20 protein-coding genes are annotated in these 20,687 nt (G+C 58.3%); 13 read left to right on the top strand and 7 right to left on the bottom strand.

Annotated features, from left to right (window positions below):
* Position 1 precedes the first annotated feature (1 nt).
* On the top strand, positions 2 to 832 hold the full coding sequence (locus PD282_RS26690) for a 1,4-dihydroxy-6-naphtoate synthase (RefSeq protein ID WP_274654787.1): 831 nt from the start codon (positions 2 to 4) through the stop codon (positions 830 to 832).
* 192 nt (positions 833 to 1,024) lie between these two features.
* On the opposite strand, the gene PD282_RS26685 is transcribed toward PD282_RS26690, so the two are convergent.
* The 4 genes from PD282_RS26685 to PD282_RS26670 form a co-directional block, all read right to left on the bottom strand.
* Positions 1,025 to 1,696 carry a cyclase family protein gene (locus PD282_RS26685; protein ID WP_274654785.1) on the bottom strand — a complete coding sequence of 224 codons (672 nt, stop codon included), beginning with the start codon at positions 1,694 to 1,696 and terminating at the stop codon, positions 1,025 to 1,027.
* 75 nt (positions 1,697 to 1,771) lie between these two features.
* Positions 1,772 to 2,569 carry an aldo/keto reductase gene (locus PD282_RS26680; RefSeq protein WP_274654783.1) on the bottom strand — a complete coding sequence of 266 codons (798 nt, stop codon included), beginning with the start codon at positions 2,567 to 2,569 and terminating at the stop codon, positions 1,772 to 1,774.
* 391 nt (positions 2,570 to 2,960) lie between these two features.
* Complete coding sequence (locus tag PD282_RS26675; protein WP_274654781.1) at positions 2,961 to 3,830, bottom strand: hypothetical protein; 870 nt, start codon at positions 3,828 to 3,830, stop codon at positions 2,961 to 2,963.
* A gap of 281 nt (positions 3,831 to 4,111) precedes the next feature.
* Positions 4,112 to 5,074 (bottom strand): ribosome-inactivating family protein, encoded by a 963-nt coding sequence (locus PD282_RS26670; RefSeq protein WP_274654779.1) that lies wholly within the window; start codon positions 5,072 to 5,074, stop codon positions 4,112 to 4,114.
* A 431-nt stretch (positions 5,075 to 5,505) separates the two neighbouring features.
* On the opposite strand from PD282_RS26670, the gene PD282_RS26665 reads away from it, so the two are divergent.
* The 8 genes from PD282_RS26665 (at position 5,506) to PD282_RS26630 (ending at position 14,294) form a co-directional block, all read left to right on the top strand.
* On the top strand, positions 5,506 to 5,868 hold the full coding sequence (locus tag PD282_RS26665; RefSeq protein WP_274654778.1) for a carboxymuconolactone decarboxylase family protein: 363 nt from the start codon (positions 5,506 to 5,508) through the stop codon (positions 5,866 to 5,868).
* Positions 5,869 to 6,018: 150 nt separating this feature from the next.
* Entirely contained in the window at positions 6,019 to 6,822 is an 804-nt protein-coding gene (gene pdaA, locus PD282_RS26660) for a delta-lactam-biosynthetic de-N-acetylase (protein WP_274654776.1), read from the top strand.
* Positions 6,823 to 7,050: 228 nt separating this feature from the next.
* Complete coding sequence (locus tag PD282_RS26655) at positions 7,051 to 8,022, top strand: ArsR/SmtB family transcription factor (RefSeq protein WP_274654775.1); 972 nt, start codon at positions 7,051 to 7,053, stop codon at positions 8,020 to 8,022.
* Between the two features lie 21 nt (positions 8,023 to 8,043).
* The gene (locus PD282_RS26650) at positions 8,044 to 9,366 is read left to right on the top strand and encodes an ABC transporter substrate-binding protein (RefSeq protein ID WP_274654773.1); all 1,323 of its coding nucleotides are present in this window, start codon (positions 8,044 to 8,046) and stop codon (positions 9,364 to 9,366) included.
* Positions 9,367 to 9,433: 67 nt separating this feature from the next.
* Positions 9,434 to 10,330 (top strand): carbohydrate ABC transporter permease, encoded by an 897-nt coding sequence (locus PD282_RS26645; RefSeq protein WP_274654772.1) that lies wholly within the window; start codon positions 9,434 to 9,436, stop codon positions 10,328 to 10,330.
* Positions 10,331 to 10,334: 4 nt separating this feature from the next.
* Positions 10,335 to 11,171, top strand: a complete 837-nt coding sequence (locus PD282_RS26640) for a carbohydrate ABC transporter permease (protein ID WP_274654770.1) — start codon at positions 10,335 to 10,337, stop codon at positions 11,169 to 11,171.
* Positions 11,172 to 11,523: 352 nt separating this feature from the next.
* A complete protein-coding gene (locus tag PD282_RS26635; RefSeq protein WP_274654768.1) occupies positions 11,524 to 13,323 on the top strand; it encodes a glycoside hydrolase family 2 protein in 1,800 nt (599 codons plus the stop codon).
* A 29-nt stretch (positions 13,324 to 13,352) separates the two neighbouring features.
* The gene (locus PD282_RS26630) at positions 13,353 to 14,294 is read left to right on the top strand and encodes a glycoside hydrolase family 43 protein (protein ID WP_274654766.1); all 942 of its coding nucleotides are present in this window, start codon (positions 13,353 to 13,355) and stop codon (positions 14,292 to 14,294) included.
* Between the two features lie 260 nt (positions 14,295 to 14,554).
* Here PD282_RS26630 and PD282_RS26625 read toward each other — a convergent pair whose 3' ends face one another.
* From PD282_RS26625 to PD282_RS26615, 3 genes are read right to left on the bottom strand one after another with little or no spacing between them, the layout of a single operon-like run.
* Entirely contained in the window at positions 14,555 to 15,370 is an 816-nt protein-coding gene (locus PD282_RS26625; protein WP_274654764.1) for a sugar phosphate isomerase/epimerase family protein, read from the bottom strand.
* A gap of 21 nt (positions 15,371 to 15,391) precedes the next feature.
* A complete protein-coding gene (locus tag PD282_RS26620; RefSeq protein ID WP_274654762.1) occupies positions 15,392 to 16,276 on the bottom strand; it encodes a sugar phosphate isomerase/epimerase family protein in 885 nt (294 codons plus the stop codon).
* Between the two features lie 18 nt (positions 16,277 to 16,294).
* Entirely contained in the window at positions 16,295 to 17,374 is a 1,080-nt protein-coding gene (locus tag PD282_RS26615) for a Gfo/Idh/MocA family protein (protein ID WP_274654760.1), read from the bottom strand.
* A 151-nt stretch (positions 17,375 to 17,525) separates the two neighbouring features.
* Here PD282_RS26615 and PD282_RS26610 point away from each other — a divergent pair, with 151 nt between their 5' ends.
* From PD282_RS26610 to PD282_RS26595, 4 genes are all read left to right on the top strand, one after another.
* Positions 17,526 to 18,386: a helix-turn-helix transcriptional regulator gene (locus PD282_RS26610; protein WP_274654758.1), complete on the top strand. Its 861-nt coding sequence runs from the start codon at positions 17,526 to 17,528 to the stop codon at positions 18,384 to 18,386.
* Positions 18,387 to 18,703: 317 nt separating this feature from the next.
* Positions 18,704 to 19,072: a GntR family transcriptional regulator gene (locus PD282_RS26605; protein WP_274654756.1), complete on the top strand. Its 369-nt coding sequence runs from the start codon at positions 18,704 to 18,706 to the stop codon at positions 19,070 to 19,072.
* A complete protein-coding gene (locus tag PD282_RS26600) occupies positions 19,072 to 19,962 on the top strand; it encodes an ABC transporter ATP-binding protein (protein ID WP_274654754.1) in 891 nt (296 codons plus the stop codon). The genes PD282_RS26605 and PD282_RS26600 overlap by 1 nt, the downstream gene beginning before the upstream one ends.
* Before the next feature lie 2 nt (positions 19,963 to 19,964).
* Positions 19,965 to 20,651 carry a hypothetical protein gene (locus tag PD282_RS26595; protein WP_274654753.1) on the top strand — a complete coding sequence of 229 codons (687 nt, stop codon included), beginning with the start codon at positions 19,965 to 19,967 and terminating at the stop codon, positions 20,649 to 20,651.
* Positions 20,652 to 20,687 lie beyond the last annotated feature (36 nt).

Genomic DNA, 20,687 nt, shown 5'->3' with positions numbered 1-20,687 from the left:
CATGAATATTGCGTTTTCCCCATGTCCGAACGATACATTTGTTTTTCACGCCTGGGTGCACGGGCTCATTCCTGGAGCGCCCGAGCTGAACGTCACCTATGCGGATATCGACGTGACGAACGGCTGGGCGGCCGCCCGCACCGGGCCGGAGGTGCTGAAGATCTCGTACGCGGCACTGCCGTGGGTGCTGGACGATTATGCGCTGCTCCCCTGCGGCGGCGCGCTCGGCAGAGGCTGCGGGCCGCTCGTACTGACCGCGGGCGGCACGGCAGATCCGGCCCGGCTCTCCGGGAAGCGGGTGGCGATCCCGAGCGACCGCTCCACCGCATATCTGCTCTTCCGGCTGTGGACGGCCCGGCATGTGCCCGGCGGCATCGGCGAAATCGTCGTCATGCCGTTTCACGAAATCATGCCGGCGGTGAAGGCCGGCACGATCGACGCGGGTCTCGTCATCCACGAGGCGCGCTTTACCTACCCGAATTTCGGGCTGACCATGCTGGCGGATCTCGGCAGCTGGTGGGAGACGGATACGGGACTGCCGATCCCGCTCGGCGCGATTATCGCGCGCCGCTCGCTCGATGTCGAAGCGATCGCCGGATGGGCGCGAGCTTCGGTCGAATACGGCTGGACCCACCCGGAGGTTTCCCGCAATTATGTGATGCGGTATGCGCAGGAGCTCGATCCGAAGGTCGCGCAGGCGCATATCGACCTGTATGTGAACGACTTTACGGCTAAGCTGGGCGAAGACGGTTATGCGGCGGTCGAGTCGCTGCTCGGACGGGCTGCGGAGGAAGGACTTGTGCCGGAATTCGATTTGGCCAAGCTGCGTTAACGCCTCTATTCAGCGATGCAAGCAACATGCGTTTTCCTTGACCGGGCCCGCCGATGGCCGGCAGGCCCGGCCGTTTGCGGACGCAGAGCGTCCGGCAGCGGCCAGACTACAAAAATCGCCCTCATCCGCCTTGCCGGTATGGCAGAGGGGATGAGGGCGATATCTATTTTGGCTGCACTTTCAACGCAGCGCTTAATCGAATACCATGGCGACGGCGCGGACCGGAGCGCCGCCGAAGCCCTGCAGCTTGAGCGGAAACGCGCATAAGTACCAGCGGTCTTCCGTCAGCAGCTCCTCGGTCAAATTGAGCTCCTCCAGCGGCCAAATCTCGTTCGACAGCAAAATTTCGTGAGGCGGCCGCGCTTTCTCCTCGCCCCAGCCGCCGATGCTGAGGCCGTCGAGGCCGACGCCCTTGACGCCGCGATCGACCAGCCACTGCGCACCCTCGCCGCTCAAATACGGCCACTGGTTGTAATATTCCTTCGTGTAGCCGCGTTTCTTGCTCCAGCCCGTGCAGAGCAGCACGATGTCGCCCGGCTTGATCCGGTCGCCGTACGGCTCGAAATGGCTGACGCCGATCGGCGTATCGGCCTCGATGCCGAACAGATCCACCGGGACGGCTTCGCCCTGAAACCGCTCGACCGGAAACTGTTCAATCGTCTTGCCCTGCGGGAAAAAATGAAACGGCACGTCGAGATGCGTCGCCGTATGCACGTTCATGTTCAGCCGCTCGGCGGTAAAGCCGTCGACCGGATACAGCGCTTCGTAACGAACCTCCGTCATCTCGTAGGTCGGCCAGCCAGGACAGTTATGATAGACCGGCTGGGACAGATCAATGATTTTGCGAACGGACGGAATTGGCACACCGGTTCCTCCTCTGCAGTCCGCAGCCGCGAGCTCTCTCGGCGGCCGCAAACGAAATATGGCGGCTGCACGGGATCAGCCCAATCGATCGATCCAGCCCTGCAGCATCGCTTCTTCTTCGGCGTTCAGCGGCCCTTTGCGAACCGCATTCAAATTGTTCTCTACATAATCGGCGCGGCGCATGGAGACGATGACCGATTCCACGATGGGCTGATGGCAGACCCAGCGAAGCAAAATATCCGCTGTCCGCGCATGGTCGCCGCCGATCTCGTCGAGCTTGTAGCCGCGGATGAACGGGGAAAGCGCGATGCTGCGGATGCCTTTGTCCGCCGCTTTGCGGAAAACGTCAAGCGAGCCCTGATTAAAAGCGTTATACGGCGCAAGCACGTAAGAAACCGGATGGTTCTCCGGCAGCAGGTCCACGTCCTTCGCCCGGACCATGCCGAGCGCCGCCTCGCGAACCTTCCCTTCGGCAATCCAGCGGGACGCCAGTTCAAGCTCCCGGCTTTGCCGCTCCCGGTCGTCGTCGACGTGGATGACAAGCAGGTCGATGACATCCGTCTGCAGCTCCGACAGCATCTCGTCGATCCGGTGCGCCTCGTACGGCGAATAGGGCTGAATGACCTTGTCGTCCGCCGGATTCCGGAAGAAATTCCACGCCAAAATACGCGCTTCGCTGCGCCGTCCCAGCCGCTTCAGCACGTTTCCGAGCGCGACGCGTTCCTGATAGTAGGTCGTGTCAAAAAGGGTGATGCCGCTCTCCAGGCAGGCGCTTACGATCGCACACTGCTCGTCGAAGGACGCCGCGGGATCGTTGCCCAGCTCGCTGATGAACGAATGGCCGCCGAGCCCCAGCTTTTTTGCGATATCCATGGGTACGAGTCTCCTTTCTTCATCTAAAGGAAAGGTTACCTTTTCGCCTTTCTTTCTTCAATCGATGCAAGGGAACAAGCCGGCATTGCGCCAAAGGACGGCACCGGCCGGTCCCTCCTGTCTCCGGAAAAAGGTTCATTGTTCAAAATAACGAAACGCGTTCCTGTTATTGAACAATATTATCGAATATTATAGCATAGACTCTTCCATTTGAAGATAGGAGAATCATCCGATCGCAGGCAGCGCACCATCTTCACATCGACAAAAAAAGACCGGAGGGACAAATTCCCTCCGGACCGATGATGGACCGCCGTCAAGCGGCGCCGAGTCTCGTCGCCGGGAGCAATCGGTGCGTAATCGCCAAATGCGGACAAACCCCCCGGTCTACCGGTTAAGCCGCGCCGGCCGGTACGCTTTCCCGGGGTCCTATCAAGGCAAGGCGAAACGCGGCGATTCCGGCGGCGATTCCGGCCAGGAAGAAGGCGCAGGCGAGGAGCGGCAGCGGCGACCATTCGAGCACGGAGCGGCCGTTCATCGTCTGCCAGCCGATCGCGGCCAGGCCCAGCAAATAGGAAAAGCCGGCGGCATGCACGTACAGGCGGCGGATCCGCGCCGGGAGCCGCGTTCGCTCCGTCAGCCAGGCCATGAAAGGAACGGCCTGCAGGGCGTGAAAGCCGAGCCCGTGCAGCCAGATGATGTTCCCGCTGATGCCGGTGAAGCGGCCTGCGTTTACCGACATCCATACGCCCGCGGCAAAAGAGATCATCACGGCGAGCACCGCATAGCGGATGCCGAGCACCAGCTCCGGCCGGCTATCGGATGCTTTCCGGAAGAAAAAGCCGGCGGCGAAAACCAAATAGAAGATGATGAGCAGCAGCGCGACAAATGCGAAAATTCCGCCGACATTCTGATCGAACGGTGCCAAACCTTTGGCGAAACGCGGGTTGACGCCCCGAAAATTTTGCACCGTTTCCGCGAAATACGCGTACAGCACGAGGACGATAAAGGACCATCGGAAGAAAGCTCTGCCCTTCCTTCCAAAGGCGGACAGCGGACTGACCGCCGCTGTCGACAGCATAAAGATGCCGATCGCGGCGTCGAACGAAATCGCATTTACAAGGTTGCCGTTTGGCGCGACCGGGCCTCCGTACACGAGCGTCCATACCCCGCAGAAGGCCGCGAGGACAAACCCGAGCAAGCCGGCGATGACGAGCCATTTCTCCCCCGAAAACAGCTTCGGAGACGTTACCGATACCTGCATCCTGTTCCTCACCTTTAATAAATCCGTCGTTAGATCCATTATAAGGAGAAGGGTGGAAAACATCTTCCAGCTCAGGGATGAACGCCGGCTGGTCTCAGGTCCGGTGCCGGCTTGCGGCTGGAGGCGCAGACGCTTCTTGCGGCCAGGCGGTTCCCTAAAATCGCATTAAGCATCACGGATCAAACCGAAAAAAGCCCGATCGGCAACGATCGGGCATGACTTGGAAATTCAAATTCAGCGGAAAACTCGTTTCCCTAACTCCGCGATCGGCAGTACGCGCCTTACAGCTCCGTATGATCCCAATTGCCGGTCGTATCCTGTTTACGGTTGGCGGTATTTAACAACAAGGCTAAATAGCGTGCAACATCGCTCCAAGAATAAAGCGTCCCGACCCCGTTGATGTATTGCGGAGACGTGCTGGGATTGTTCGTGATGTTCGTGCCAAATGTCGAAATGTCCTGCCAGGCGTTCTCCAGATATTGCTGTGTCAACGGCAGGCCGTTATAGTACGCACTGTAACTATGCATGATATCGGACATGACCCCGTATACATCGTTGAAGCGGGCGGCTTCGGACGTGTATTGAATCATAAACTGGAGCGACCGGGCGACGGCTTGCTGGTTGTTGCCGAATGGGTTTGTTGTATACATCAGATTGAACATCGAATTCCACAGATCATTCCACGAGATCTGCATGGATTCCCGGCCTTGGCTCGCGGCTTGCCTTATACTGTTATAATTGCTTCCAAAACCGAGGAGGGTTACGGGCTGGTCGCGTCCGACCAGTGCCAAATGATATCTCAGGCTGTAATCGCTGTCGTTGAAGCTGAACGTCTGGCCGTAAACATTGGTAAATCCCCGAAGGTACATATCGCCTGGCGTAATCCACAGCGTAAGCGTATTACTCCCGGCCGTCAGTGTCACCATGACCAGACCCGTACCATAAATGTACGGAGACACGCCGTCTGACGCACGGGGAATATATTGAGTTATATTATCCGAAGAGCGGTAATAATGTCCCGCCGCTTGCCGAAGGCTCGAGATAAACGAACTGTACTGGCCTTGGGCCGTAAAACTGGGGCTGTTCAGATTAATATAAACATGGTTAATCTGTCCCTCGGGAACGTCTGCATGGGCAACGCCGCCCTTTGCGAAAAAGGTACCCGTGACGGCCATGACGATGGCCATAAAGGCAAACGCCGCGGTTCTGATTTTGCGCTGAAACTTCCGGTACATGGTTCTCATTTCATTCCTCCGTTTTGTGGTATTACCGCCGGATGCCTCATTTTCCCTCCTCTCGCCCGGCAAAAAGGTATGGTAATTAATTTTTTAATGTTACTTATGTAAATGCGCTTTCTATACTTATTTTACTCTGTAGCCGATGTTCGTCAAAAGAAAATGGAACTATTTTCAACGGTTTTCAAAGGGGATGCTGAAAGAACCAAAATCCGGCAGAGTACGCAGCGCCACCGCCAATTGAACCATTCGTTCTAGAAATTTGTGAAGGATATTCATTCCGATTTAGACAGTATATTGAAAAGAAAGATGGATGCGTTCGAGATGCGTCTCGGTCACCTGCGGTATGAAAGGATACCGTAAAACGCATGATGCCGCCGGCCTTTGGTAATCCTAACCATGCAGCTCGTGATCATAATAAGCAGAGAGGTTGTTGAGTTATGCCGGTAAACAAGGCGGACGAGCAAGTGGATGCCTATAAAAACGGAGTCGGCCATTTTAAGGAAACGCTGCCCGGCGTCGTCGAAGCTTACCATGCGTTCACCGGGGCATGCTTCGCAGCGGGCGCGTTGGAGGAAAAGCAGAAGCAGTTGATCGCGCTGGGAATCAGCTTATTTGCCAATAATGAAGTGTGTACGTTTTATCATGTGCAGGAGGCATGGAGTAAAGGCGCCGCCGAGCAGGAAATCATGGAGGCGGCTGCGGTTGCCGCGGCGATGGGCGGCGGGCATACGATGTCACAAGGAGTTACGAGAGTACGGCAGGCGGTAGAACGGCTCGCAGGGCAGAATCGTTTGCAATAACAATCCTCGTCATGATGCAGGCCAATATTTGTTAGCGGAAATCCCGAACCCGGGATGGACGCTTCATCATCCGCCGACATAAAAAGGCGGCATTTGCGGAATATTACTCCTTGCTGCAGCTATTTTTCTGGACAAAGGGGTACTTCTGCCATGAAACGATTGACCTTCGCGGCGGCGCTGCTGGCGCTGCTCGTTACGGCGGCGGGGCCTCAGCCGGCAAAAGGGGCGCCCGGCACGTATCATTTCGGCTTCAAGAAAAGCGTGGACGGAAGGCTCCCGTCGATCAACGAGGAAGGCTTTAAGGGCATCGTGGACCGGTACGGCGCGATTTTCCTGGGTGACACGGCCAAGAAAGAAATTTATTTGACCTTCGACAACGGCTACGAGAACGGCTATACGGCGCAAATTCTCGACGTGCTGAAGGCGAAAAAGGTGCCGGCGATCTTCTTCGTGACCGGCCATTACGTGAAGGATCAGCCGGAGCTTCTGAAGCGGATGGCGGCCGAAGGACATCTGATCGGCAACCATTCGTGGAGCCATCCGGACATGACGCAGGTGTCCGACGCGCAGATCGAGCAGGAGCTCGGGAAGGTGAAAGCCGCGGTCGCCGAGACGGCCGGACAGCGGGAAATGCTCTATTTGCGCCCGCCGCGCGGCATCTTCAGTGAGCGGACGCTCGCGGCGAGCGGCAAGCTCGGCTATACGAACGTGTTCTGGTCGGTCGCCTATAAGGATTGGGACACCAAGGCGCAGCGCGGCCGGCAGTATGCGTACGATCAGGTGACGAAGCAGCTTCACCCGGGCGCGGTTATTTTGCTTCATGCAGTATCGAAGGATAATGCCGAGGCGCTCGGCGGCATTATCGACGAAGCGCGGCGGCGGGGCTACACGTTCGCGAGCCTGGACGCGCTGACGGCGCGCAGGCAAGCGGTGCCGGAAGCCGGCGCGCATTAAATGCCAGGGAAGCGGTCTGACGGAATAGGCGTAACGCCATCCGTCCGGCCGCTTTTTCCGTTGAAATGGTAATCATTGCACCAATAATTGTTGTTTTAAATGGAAGTTTCATGCAAATTCGCTTCCAATGGAACAAAATATGTTGTTTAAAAACGGGTAATAAGCGTTTACAAACAAAAATAGATGTAGTATTATGATGCAGGAAATGTCGAAAAGGGGGGAAGATTGTTGAAAATTGAACGGGACTATTCGGATCACGAGAAGCTGAATCGGATTCTTTCAACAAATATTGATGAATTCATCCATATTGCGAAGGCGCTTTCAACCGACTTGCGCATCGAGATTTTCAAGGAGCTGCTGCACCGTTCGATGAACGTGGTGGAGATTTCGGAGAAATTCGGCATTCCCGCTTCAACCGCCGCCATCAATATCAAGAAGCTGGAGGACGCGGGGCTGATCCAGACCGAGATGATTCCGGGAACCCGCGGGACGCAGAAAAGCTGCTCCGCCCGGTACAGCCGGATCGTCGTCGATTTTTCGCATTTCAGAGCGCCCAAGACGCACCCCTTTGTCGAAGTATCGCTTCCGATCGGCCAATTTTTCGATTCGCAAATTTCCGCTCCCTGCGGCATCCTGAGCGATCAGTCGATCATCGGGGAAATGGACGAGCCGCGTTCGTTCTTCGAGCCCGAACGGATTCACGCCCAGCTGATCTGGTTTCGCCGGGGGTTCCTGGAATACCGGTTCCCGAACCGGGTTCCCCGGGGGGCGGTCATCCGAAATTTGGAGCTGTCGATGGAGATTTGCTCCGAAGCCCCGCTCTATAATTCCGACTGGCCCTCGGACATTACGCTGTGGATTAACGGGAAGGAGGTGGGCACCTGGACGAGTCCCGGCGATTTCGGCGGCGAGAGGGGGCTTCTCACACCCGATTGGTGGGGGACCGAGAATACGCAGTACGGACTGCTGAAAACATGGCGCGTTCATGGCGAAGGCTCGTTTATCGACGGAAGGAACATTTCGTCTTTGAACATCGACGAGCTCGAGCTGGACGACAAGCCATACTTGACGGTTCGCATCGGCAATAAACCGGATGCCGTGAACGAGGGCGGTATCAATCTTTTCGGCCGGAAATTCGGCAACTACGAAACCGACTTGAAGCTAAAGCTCGATTACGAAAGTCGAGCCGACAAAAATTAACAGAACAGGATGATGGGGAAAATGGCAGCGTTGAAACGGGTTCATCTATTATCTGTATCGGCCGTATTGGCTTTAAGCGCCGCTCTGGCGGGATGCGGCTCCTCCGGAAATTCCGGAAATGCCGCGAATTCGGGGGCGCCCTCCGATTCGGCAGCGCCCGCCGCGGACGCTTCCGCCGGCAAAAAAACGGAGCTGGTTTTCTGGTCGCCGTTCTCCGGCCCGGACGGCCCGTTCATGAAAAGCATCGTCGACGCGTACAACAAGCAGTCCGACAAATACGAAGTGAAGTTCCAGATCCAGCCGAACGGCGACTATTACAAGCTGCTTGACAATGCCTTCAGCACCAAGAAGAACATGCCGGACTTCATGATCATGCATGTCGACAACATTCCGACCTATACGAGCAAAAACCTGCTTCAGCCGGTTGACGACGTGGCGGCAAAAGCCGGCATCCAGAAGAGCGATTTCGTCGAGGCGCCAGTGAACTATGAGACGATTAACGGCAAATGGATGGGCATTCCGCTCGACATTCACCCGCTCATCATGTACTACAACAAGGATCTATTCAAGGCTGCGGGCATCGATCATCCGCCCGCTACGATGCAGGAGTTTATCGACGACGCCAAGAAGCTGACCGATCCCTCGAAGGGTCAGTGGGGCTATGTGCTGCCGACGCTGTGGCCGCAGCAGTTCCTGTTCCCGACGCTCATTTATCAGCAGGGCGGAGATCTGGCGGACGCACAGGGCAACCCGACGCTGAATACGCCGCAGGCGAAAAAGGCGCTCGATTTTCTGAAAAGCCTGATCTTCGAGCAAAAGGTATCGCCGGAGAAAGTGGCGCAGGACGGCGAAGTGAAGCTGTTCCTGCAGAACAAGAACGCGATCCAGTTCAACGGCCCGTGGATGAAGGACCAATGGGATAAAGCGAAAATTAACTACGGCGTAGCGCCGGTACCGGTCTTCTTCGACAAGCCGGGCGTATACGGCAGCTCCCATAACTTCGTGATCCCGGCGGCCGAGACGGACCAGACGAAGCTGGACGGCATCGGCGATTTCCTGAAATATGTTTCCGGCCATTCGATCGACTGGGCGAATTCGGGACAAGCCGTCGCATCCAAAGCCGTATTGGCCAGCGACGCGTTCAAGCAGCTGACCCAGCAGCAGACCGAAGTGGCCAAGGAATTCGATTACGTCCATTTCGCGCCGGCCGTTCCGAACTGGGGCGCTTACACCGGCGAGCTGTGGAAGCAAATCAACCTTGTGCTGCTGAACAACAGCGATTCGCAGAAGGCGCTTGACGACGCGCAGGCGAAAGCGGAGCAGGCGGCGGCAGCCAATAAATAAGCGAAGCCGGCAGTGGGGCGGGCGCCTGAAACCCGCCCCACGATTTCATTAAGGATGGTGACTTCCGATGACAAGCAGCTGGAAATCAAAGCTGACGTCCAGTTTGTTCGTGCTTCCCTATTTGGCGTGTTTTGCCGTCTTTCTGCTGTATCCGATCGTTTACGGGATCGTGCTGAGCCTCCAGAAATACGACATGCTCCAGACGCATCAGTTCGTCGGGTTCAAAAACTACGTCGACCTGTTTACGCCGGGCACTTACAGCCACGACCAGTTCGTGCGGGGCCTGCTCGGCACGGTCAAATTCGTCGTCTATTCGGTCCCCGTCCTGATCGTCGTCGGACTGGCCATGGCACTTCTCGTGAATGCCCTTCCGTCCAGGGGCAGAGGGCTGTTCCGGACGGTCTATTTTCTTCCTTATGCCGTATCGGCGACCGTTATGGCAACCATCTGGATCCGGGTATTCGATACCGACACCGGCTTTATCAATCTTCTTTTCGACAAGCTGCACATCCACCGGCAGCAGCATATCGGCTGGTTTACCGATACGCCGTGGGTTTGGATCGCGCTTGTGCTTTCCACGGTATGGTGGACCATCGGCTTCAATATGATGCTGTTCATCAACGGGCTTAACGAAGTGCCGGAGGAAATGTACGAAGCGGCGACGCTCGACGGCGCCAATGCCTGGCAGAAGCTGATGCATATTACGCTGCCTTCCATCAAAAACGTGAGCTCGCTCGTCGTGATCATGACGGTTATCGCTTCCTTCAACGTGTTCGCTCAGCCGAACCTGATGACCAGAGGCGGGCCCGGCAGCGAAACGACGGTGCTCATCATGAACATTTTCGACGTTGCCTACGGGCAGCATCAAGGCGGGGCCGCCTCCGCGATGGCGCTGATGCTCGGCGTCATTATGATCGTCGTTTCGGTCGTGCTGAACCGGCTTCTGTTCCGAAAGGAGGGTTGAGCGAGTGACGCCCAAAGTGAAAAAAACGCTGCTCGTCCTGCTGGCGGTCGTCGTCGGCCTTATTTTTATCGTTCCCATTCTCTGGATGCTGTCGATTTCGCTGAAATCGGATACCGAGGCGTTCCTGCCCTCGATCAGCCTCATTCCGGCCGATCCGACCTTCGCCAATTATACGGAGGCGTTTGTCGGCGGCAGTCTGGACGTGCCGATTGTCCGGTGGATCGGCAATTCCCTGCTTTCGGCGACGGCCGGCACGGTGCTGGTGCTCGTCGTGGACGCGCTCGCGGCCTATGCGTTCGCGCGGCTTGACGTGCCGTTCAAGAAGGTGCTCCTTCCGCTTGTGCTCAGCACGCTCATGATTCCGCCGATCACGTTTTTCGTTCCGCAATATATTTTGTTCCAAGAGCTCGGTATGATCGGCTCGTTCGGCGCGCTCATTCTGCCTTACTCGGCGGGAGCGTTCGGCGTATTTCTGCTGTACCAGTTTTACCGCGGCTTTCCGAAAGAAGTCGAGGAAGCGGCTTACATGGACGGCGCCAACAAATGGGTCATCTTCATCTCGGTGCTGCTGCCTTCCGCCAAATCGATCACGTGGACGCTGGCCGTCCTCACGTTCATGAACATTTTCAACGACTATATTTGGCCGTATTACGCCTCGGGCGGCGACAACGCGATGTTCACGCTGACCGCGGGCATTGCGGTCATGACCCAGGGCAGCTTCACCAATGCGCCGAACAAGCTGATGGCGCTCTCGACCATCGCGACGGTCCCGGTGCTGATCGTCTTCCTGCTGGCGCAAAAATCGATCGTCCGCGGCATTACGCATTCGGGCATCAAGTAACGGGCGAAGCGCAAAATGAAACGAAACCGTCCAGGGCGATTCGAATCCCGAGATCGGCGTTGCGACGGCGGACAAGCCGAAGGGGCCGTATATCGATCACGGGCAGCGCATCATGCCAGGGCCGGGCGTTCCAAATCGGTACAGGGACCCTATACGGATAAAGATGGCAGCGATATAATGAGGTCCGAGGGACGGCGATTTTGGAAGCGAATGCCGCCTGGACATGAACGGACGGCTGGCCGGCGGCGCGCCGGGCACCGGAGCCGCGAGACCGGGCCTTTTACGGGCAGCAAGCAGAATACAACCAGAGCTTTTTGCATCTGAAGACTATAGAGACGGTAGGAGTGGTACAATGATACGCCGCAGCGAATATCCGAGACCGCAGTTCGTCCGGAAAGAGTGGCAGAACCTGAACGGCACGTGGCAGTTCGATTTTGACGATGCGAACGCCGGAGTGAAGGAACGCTGGTTCGACACGGACCGGAAGCTGGGACGCACGATCGAGGTCCCGTTCGCCTACCAGACCCCGCTAAGCGGCATTCACGACGCTTCGTTCCATGACTGGGTCTGGTACAAGCGCGATTTTCAGGTTGATCCGGCGTTTAAAGGCAAGCGGGTGCTGCTTCATTTCGGCGCCGTCGATTACCGGGCCTGGGTCTATGTGAACGGCGCGTATGTCGGCACGCACGAAGGCGGGCACACGCCCTTCTCCTTCGATATTACGGAGCATCTGACCTGGGAAAACGAGCAGGTTGCCGTGCGCGTGGAGGATCCGTCGACCGACGAAACGATTCCGCGGGGCAAGCAGTATTGGATCGAGGAGCCGGGGGCGATCTGGTATACCCGCACGACCGGCATCTGGCAGACGGTATGGCTGGAGGCTGTGCACGAGATTCGTTTCGAAAGCGTAAGGTTTGTGCCGGATTTGGACAACGGGAACGTCGTGGCCGAATTTAATCTGCCGCCCGAAGCGGCGGGAGCGGAAATCGGCATCGACATTTCATTCCGGGGGCAGCCGGTCGTGTCCGACAGAATCGCCGTGCACGAGCAGTACGTGAAGCGGGCGTTCGATTTGCTGAACCTCCATATTTTCCGCACGGGATTTCATCACGGCGGCTGGACGTGGTCGCCCGAGCATCCGAATTTGTTCGATGTCTCGATCACGCTGCAGCATAACGGCAAGACCACCGACGAGGCCGGTTCGTATTTCGGGCTGCGCAAGGTGCATATCGAGAACGGCATGGTTTATTTGAACAACAAGCCTTATTATCAGAGGCTCGTGCTCGATCAGGGCTATTGGCCGGAAGGGCTGCTGACGGCGCCGAGCGACGACGCGCTGAAGCGCGATATCGAGCTCGCGAAGGAGCTCGGCTTCAACGGCTGCCGCAAGCACCAGAAGGTCGAGGACCCGCGTTTCCTGTACTGGGCGGACAAGCTCGGCTTCCTTGTCTGGGGCGAATGCCCATCCGCTCCGTCGTACCACCCGAATGCGGTGGCGCGGCTGACAAGGGAATGGATCGAAATCGTGGAGCGGGACGTTAACCATCCGTGTATCGTGGCCTGGGTGCCGCTGAACGAAAGCTGGGGCATCCCGATGGTGCGCGGCAGCAAGCAGCAGCAGCATCACAGCCTGGCGATGTACAGCCTGATCCATTCGCTCGATCCGACCCGCCTCGTCGTGTCGAACGACGGCTGGGAAATCACGACCTCGGATATTTGCGCCGTTCACAATTACAATCACGGTCAGCCGGACGAGACGGCCAAATACGAAGCGTTCAAGGAGTCCATTTCCACCAGGGAGCGGATTTTGCAGTCGCAGCCCGCTCTGCGCGATATCTATGCGAGCGGCTTCGCCCACCGGGGAGAGCCGATCCTGCTGACGGAATTCGGCGGCATCGCGTACAAGGTCGGCTCGGACAAAGGCTGGGGGTATACGACGGTCGGCAGCGCGGAGGAGTTCATCCGCGAATACCGCCGGGTGCTTGAGGCGGTGTACGCTTCGAAAGCGATCCACGGATTTTGCTATACCCAGCTGACGGACGTGGAGCAGGAAGTAAACGGCCTCTTGACATACGACCGCAAGCCGAAATGCGATCCGGAAGCGATCAGGCAGATCCATTCCATGTGGCATTCCCCAATCGTTTCTCAATAAGATAAGGTCAAAGGAGGCCGATGACCCGTATGGAAAAAGGGTTTCGCTCGATTAAAACGTGCCGCCTGGACGATATTCCGATGAGAGACCCGTTCGTTTACGCGAGCGCCGAGGAAGAGACCTATTATTTGTTCGGCACGACGTTTGCGGATGGCTGCGGGGATAAAGACCCGATCTTCGAAGTTTATGCCAGCGGAGATCTGGAGAGCTGGGAAGGGCCGTATGCCGCGTTCCAGCCGCCGAAGGGCTTCTGGGGCGTTCGGCATTATTGGGCGCCCGAGGTATTCCGGATCGACGGACGTTATTATATGTTCGCTTCCTTCAAAGGCGGCATCGGCGAGAACCGCGGAACCGGCATTCTGGCAGCGGACCATCCCGCCGGTCCGTACCTGCCGCACAGCGACGGTCCGGTGACGATCGCGGGCAGCGAGTGCCTGGACGGCACGTTCTACGAGGACGAGGACGGGCAGCGCTGGATCGTATTCTGCCATGAATGGACCGAGCTGTACGAGGGGAAAATCAAAGCGCTTCGGCTGACGAGCGACTTGAAGCGCTCCTTCGGGGAGCCGGTGGACATTTTGAACGCCAGGGATATGCCGTGGATCCGGCTGTTCGGCGACCCCCGAATCGAGAAAACGGGGTATTTGACGGATGCGCCGTTCATGTACAAAACGCGCAGCGGCGAGCTGCTCATGCTTTGGTCGAGCTATTCGGTGCCGGGCTACGGCGATTCGGGACTCGGCGGGTATACGGTGGCCGTCGCGCGTTCGAAGAGCGGGCGGATCGAAGGACCGTGGATGCACGACGCCGGGCTGTTCATGGACCGCAACGCAGGCCACTCCAGCTTGTTCCGCGATTTCGCGGGGCAGCTCCGGATCTCGACCCACTACCCGGATACGCCGCACGGGAAAGAGCGGCCGCTCTTTCTGAAAGTGGAAGAAACGGAGACGGGTCTGAAGCTGATCGATTAAGGAAGGGATTCGCAAAAGCAACGGCCGGGTCTCCCAACGGGGGACCCGGCCGTTGCCGTGTTCACTAAGCAGCCTCCTGCGCCCCTGTCAGGCGGGCTGGAGGGCTGCTTGTCGCGCCGCCGTCGTGCGTGGCTTGGAGGCTGCCTTGTTGCGCCGCTGTCATGCGTGGCTTGGAGGCTGCCTTGTGCGCCGCTGTCACGCGGAATGAAGGCCGCCTTGCCGTGCGCCGCCTAATCCGCTCGGGCAAACGGTTATCGCCGTCAGCGGTGCTCGTTCACGAAGCGGACGGCGCGGGCGGAGCCGTCGCGCTGCTCGTCGCTGCCTTCGTATTCGACGGAAAGCCAGCCTTCGTAGCCCGACGCCTTGAAGCGGGCCAGCAGCGCGGCCGCGCCGACGTCGCCTTCGCCGGGCACGGTGCCGATATAACGATCGCCGGAGAGCGACTTGTAGCCGCCCTCATCCGTCTGCTTGAAGTCTTTCACGTGGACGTGGCCGATAAGCGGCGCGAGCTGCTCCGCGGCATCGGCCGGCTGCTCGCCGACGAGCAGGAAATTGCCCATGTCGAACGTGCTGCGCAGCGCGGGCGAGCCCACGGAGTCGATAATGTCCCGTACCTGGCCGATTTTGCCGGCCAGCAGTCCGTGATTTTCGAGGCACAGCGTAACGCCGCGCTCTTCGGCATAAGCCGCTCCCCGGCTCAGCCCTTCGATAATCCACGCTTTTGCCTGTTCATAGTCGACGCCGGCGTGCAGATCGCCGGCAAATACGCGCACGACCGGGGCGCCGAAACGGACGGCCATATCCGTCGAGCGGACGATGTCCTGCACCTGCTCCTCGCGTTTAGCCGCGTCGGAGACTGCCAAATTGTTGCACGCCCCGAAGCAGGCGAGCGCAAGGCCGGTCCGCTCAAGCGCCGCCTCGACCGCGGGAATGTCGGCGTCCGGCTTCCAGAACATGCTGAGCAGCTCGACGCCTTCGGCCCCGATCGACTTGGCGAAATCGATAAAATCGGCGTTTGTCCAGGTGCCGTTCTGGATATATTTGTGACAGCTCCATATGCTTAATGCGGTTTTCATCTGCCTTTAGTCGCTCCCCTCTTATTGGAATGAACGGATGAACTCGACGGCTCTGCCGATATCGGCCGCCGGGTCGTCTCCCACCTCGCGCTCGACGGTCAAATAGCCGGTGTAGCCGATCTCCTGAAGCGCGGCGAAATAAGCCGGGAAGTCGACCGCGCCTTCGCCGGGCGGCACCTCTTCGAACGAGCTGCCGGATGCGGCCATCTCGGCGATTTTCTCGTGGCTCATCCCTTTGTCGTAGCCGAGGAAGCCGTAGACGTCGCGCGGATCGACCGCCCGCAGCCGCTTGCCGTCCTTGACATGCGTATGGACGATATAATCCTTCAAAATATGAACGCCCCGTACCGGGTCGTCCCCGGTCACCATCACCATGTTGGCCGGGTCGAAGTTGACGGAGACGCCCTTCGTTTCGAACGTGTCGAGAAACGCGCGCAAATGCGCCGAAGGCTCCGGCCCGGTCTCGATCGCGAAGAAGGCGCCCATCTGCGTGGCGTACCGCCCAAGCTCGTCGCAGGCCTCGTGCATGGCGGCGTAAACGGGGCTGTTCTTGTCGTCCGGCACGATGCCGATGTGCGTCGTTACAATGTTCGTGCCGAGGTCGAGCGCAAGGTCCAGGATGCGCTTCGATTTCTCGATCTTGGCCGGGTTGGCGGCGGCGTCCTGAAACCCGTGGCCGCCCAGATCGCCGCACAGCGCGCTGATCTCGAGGCCGAGGTCCTCGATGAACGCGCGCAGCTCGCGGCGCTTCTCCGCCGTCAGGTTCGCCGGGTCCATCTCGCCGGATACGGCGTAAATTTGCACGCCGTCGGCGCCGATGGCCTTGGCGCGCCGCAGCCCTTCCCGCAGGTCGAGACCGAAGCTGTCGACCATGACACCGATTTTATTGTTCAGCTTGATGCTCATCCGAACGCACTCTCCTTCCTAATCGAATCGGATTTCCTCGCCCTTGGCGGCGGACTCGTAGATCGCGGACAGCAGCTTGATGATTTCGACGCCGTCCTCGACCGGGCTGAGCGTCTCCGCCTCGCCGCGGCAGCAGCGGGCGAAATGGGCCGTCTCGCGGAAAAAGCTGTCGCCGAAATGGAACGCTTTGTGATCCGTCTGCGGCGTCATGTTGACGATCGTGTCATGCTTCTCGGAAACGACGTGCAGCTCGGGCTCGATCTCCACGCCGCCTTTGTCGCCGTACAGCTTGACCGAGATTTCGTCCTGCTTCGCATGCAGCGTGAAGCTGACGTCGACCATGAGCGAAGACCCGTTCTCGAAGCGGATGAGCGCATTGGCCAAATCCTCGACGTCGTTCTTCGAGGCGTCGTAATCGGACGCTTTATAGAAAGAAAGATTCTCGACGTTGCTCCGGTTGCCGAGCTTGCGGTACGTATTGCCGCTGACCGATTTCACCTTCGGACGGCCCATCAAATACCAGCACAGGTCGATGATATGCACGCCGAGGTCGATAAGCGGGCCGCCGCCCGAGCGCTCGATGTCGGAAAACCAGCCGCCCGGGTTGCCGAGCCGGCGCAGGCAGGATGCCTTCGCGTAATAGATTTCGCCGAGCTCGCCCGCTTCCGCGAACCGGCGCACGATGTCGGTTCCGGCCGCATAACGGCGGACGACGCCGACCTGCAGCACTTTGCCGGTGCGGCGCACCGTTTCCTCCACGCGCAGGGCGTCCGCCACCGTTTTGCACAGCGGCTTCTCGCACAGCACATGCTTGCCCGCTTCCAGAGCGGCAATGCTGATCTCCGCGTGGGTGTTGTTCCAGGTGCATACGCTGACCCCGTCGAGATCCGTCCGTGCCAGCAGCTCCCGGTAATCCGTATACACATGCGGAATGCCGTATTTGCTTGCGGCCGCCTGCGCGCGGGACTCGTTCAAATCGCACACCGCGACGAGCTCCACTTCTCCATTGCGTTTGTACGCATCCAAATGCGCCGATGAGATCGATCCTGCGCCGATGACGCCGATTCGCACCCGTTTCGTCTGCTTCCCCGTTTCCATCGCTTCCGCCACTTCTCCTTCCGTTTCGCCAAAGGTATAATGGTTGACAAGAAATATCTCATATAACCAAGAACCAAATTCGATGGAGCCCATTTCATAAGATGCCTAATAGTAACTATAGCACTCGATAAAAAGGGAGTGAATGCACAGAATGCCAACATACATGGATTATATGATCAGTCCCTACCCGATACGCACATTCGACTCGAAGGTCGATAAAAGCCGGCTGAAGGTAAAGTCGCTCGCCATCGTCGGCGCCGGCCATCTGCCGGGCCGGACGCTGCAGCGGGCGGATGCGGCATTCGAGCATTGGGCGTTCGTCTATATTGCGGGCGGACGCGGCTATTACCAGGTCGACGACGGTCCGCGGCAGCCGGTCGGCGCGGGTTCGCTGTTCTGCTTTTTCCCCGGGGCCGTTTTCCAATACGGGCCCGAGACCGGGGCGGACTGGGACGAATATTATTTTACGGTCGAGGGAGCGCGCATCCGGGAATGGACCGCGAACTGGTTCCCGCAGCCGTCCCAGGTGCGGCGTGCGCAGACCGACGAATCGGTGCGCGGCAAGCTCGAACGGATTTTCATGCTGATGGAAAGCGGCAGCCCGGTCCATCTCGATCAGGCGGCGCTGCAGCTCGAATCGGTGCTGTACGAGCTGGCCGTGCAGGCGTCGCCCGCCGAATCGGGCGGGCGCAAGCGGATCGTCGCCGCTGTCATCGACGATTTGACGAGCGCGCTCTACGAGCCGCTCGATGCGCGGCGCACGGCCGAGCGGCACCATATCGCCGTCTCGACGCTGCGCCGGATCGTCGAGGCGTATACCGGCTATCCGCTGAACGAGTTCGTCCACCGGCTGAAGACGTCCGAGGCGAAGCGGCTGCTGCTCAACACGGACCGCCCGGTCAAGGAAATCGCCGAGATGCTGGGATACAAGGACATGTTTTATTTTTCCCGGGTGTTCAAACGGATCGCCGGCCTGTCGCCGCGGACGTACCGCAGCCAGAACGGGCAGTAAGGCAAGCTCGGCGTCCGAACCGGGGGAGGGGTTTAGATGCTGCCGTTGCGGGGCGGCGCTTGCTGTACTGCGGCCGGAGCAGCCGGAATTTGGGCGCCGACCTTTTACATGAATGCACGGATGATGACTTGAAAGACAGCGGAACATTGCGCTTGCAGACCGTTTGCCTTGGGAATTCCCTTGGCGAGCGGTCTTTTTTGCAATACGGCCGGCCGCAGGCAGATCCGGAAAATTTTGGGCTTCAAACGTGTTGACAAATGAATGTCGAGGTTTTATAGTTAGTTACATGAGTAATTAACCAGTTTGGTGGTGAACAGATGAGCATGCAGATGGACGACAGCCGGCCGATATTCATGCAGATTGCCGAGCGGATTGAAGACGATATTATCGGCGGCGCGCTGCCCGAAGAAACGCAAGTGCCGTCGACGAACCAGTTCGCGGGGTTCTACCAGATCAATCCCGCGACGGCGGCGAAGGGCGTCAATCTTCTGGTCGATCAAGGCATTTTGTACAAAAAGCGAGGGATTGGCATGTTTGTGGCGGAAGGCGCAAGAGCGAAGCTGGTGGAGAAGCGGAAGGAGCAGTTTTACGAGCAGTATGTCATCACGATGGTCCGGGAAGCGGAGAAGCTTGGCATTACGGCCGAGCAATTGACGGACATGATCCGGAGAGGGGCGAAAGGATAATGAACAACGTGGTGGAAGTCAGGAAGCTGACGAAAATGTACGGCCGGACGGCGGCGGTGCAGAATGTCAGCTTCACGATGGAGGAAAACAAAATTTACGGCCTGCTCGGACGCAACGGCGCGGGCAAAACGACCATCATGCATATGCTGACGGCGCAGCTGTTTCCGACCGGCGGAGAGCTGAAGGTATTCGGGGAAGGGCCTTACGAGAACGACAGGGTGCTGAGCCGGGTGTGCTTTATAAAGGAAAGCCAGAAGTATCCCGACCATTTCCGCGTGGCCGACGTGCTGGAGACCGGCGCGGCTATTTTCCCCGACTGGGACCGGGAGTTCGCGTATTCGCTCGTGAACGATTTTCGTTTGCCGCTGCGCCGAAAAATGAAGAAGCTGTCGCGCGGCATGCTGAGCGCCGTCGGCATTATCGTCGGCCTGGCCAGCCGTGCGCCGCTTACCATATTCGACGAGCCCTATTTGGGGCTGGATGCGGTGGCGCGCAATCTGTTCTACGACCGGCTTCTTGGGGACTACGCGGAGAATCCCAGGACGGTCGTCCTGTCGACGCACCTGATCGATGAGGTCAGCCAGATTTTGGAGCATGTCCTTCTTATCGATAACGGCCGGCTGCTTCTCGACGAGGACGCGGAGCAGCTGCGCGGCCGCGCATACACCGTCGTCGGGCAGAGAGCGAAGGTCAATGCCTATTTGGAAGGGAAATCGGCGATCCACCGCGAATCGCTCGGCGGCCTCGAAACGGCCGCGGTGATGGGCGCGCTGAACGCAGTTGAACGAAAGCACGCCGAATCGCTTGGGCTCGAGCTTGTTCCGGTTTCCCTGCAGCAGATGATCGTCTACCTGACAAGCGGCAATCAAGTCCGAAAGGAGGCGAATTGAACATGAACAGAACGGCAGCGGTACTGAAGATGCATACAAGGGGGAGCGCCGCCTGGTTTTACGTCCCCTGGCTGATTACCTTACTCAGCTTTGCCATTAACTTAATCGTCAGCATATTCGTCCGCCAGGACGGCGGTATATACACCGGCGGTATGGGTTCCATGTTTATCTATTTGTTTGTGTTCGGGATCGTGGTCGTGAAAGACACGTTTCCGTTCGCGCTCGGGCTCAGCTTGAGAAGAACGGATTACTATTCCGGGACGGTCGGGATGTTCGCCGGATTCAGCTTGGTATCGGCGATATTGCTCGAGCTGCTGTCGATGGTGGAGAGCGGGACGTCCGGATGGGGAGTTCAGCTGCATTTCTACCACCTCCCTTATTTGAGCGACGGGGGGCCATTGACCGAGCTGCTGTTTTTTCTTATCACGATGCTGTTTATGCAGCTGTCCGGCTTTTTCATTGCCTGTATGCAGAGGCGCTTCGGTATAATAGGCCTGTTAGCGTTTTTCTTCGTGGCCGCGGTCCTGATCGGTATTTCCACTCTGCTCGTTACGCATTACGGCTGGTGGGGCAGCGTGTTCGAATGGTTCAGCAAGCAGACGGCGCTTGATCTCGCATTGTGGCAGCTGCCCTTCATTGCGGTGTTCCTGCTCACTTCGTTCCGGATGCTGCGGCGCGCAACCATATAAAGCTGCAGAACCGAAATACGCCCCGGACCAATATTC

The organism is Paenibacillus humicola (assembly GCF_028826105.1).
Taxonomy (GTDB): domain Bacteria; phylum Bacillota; class Bacilli; order Paenibacillales; family Paenibacillaceae; genus Paenibacillus_Z; species Paenibacillus_Z humicola.
The sequence above is the reverse complement of the archived record's forward strand: the minus strand, read 5'-3'. Positions and strand labels throughout refer to the sequence as shown.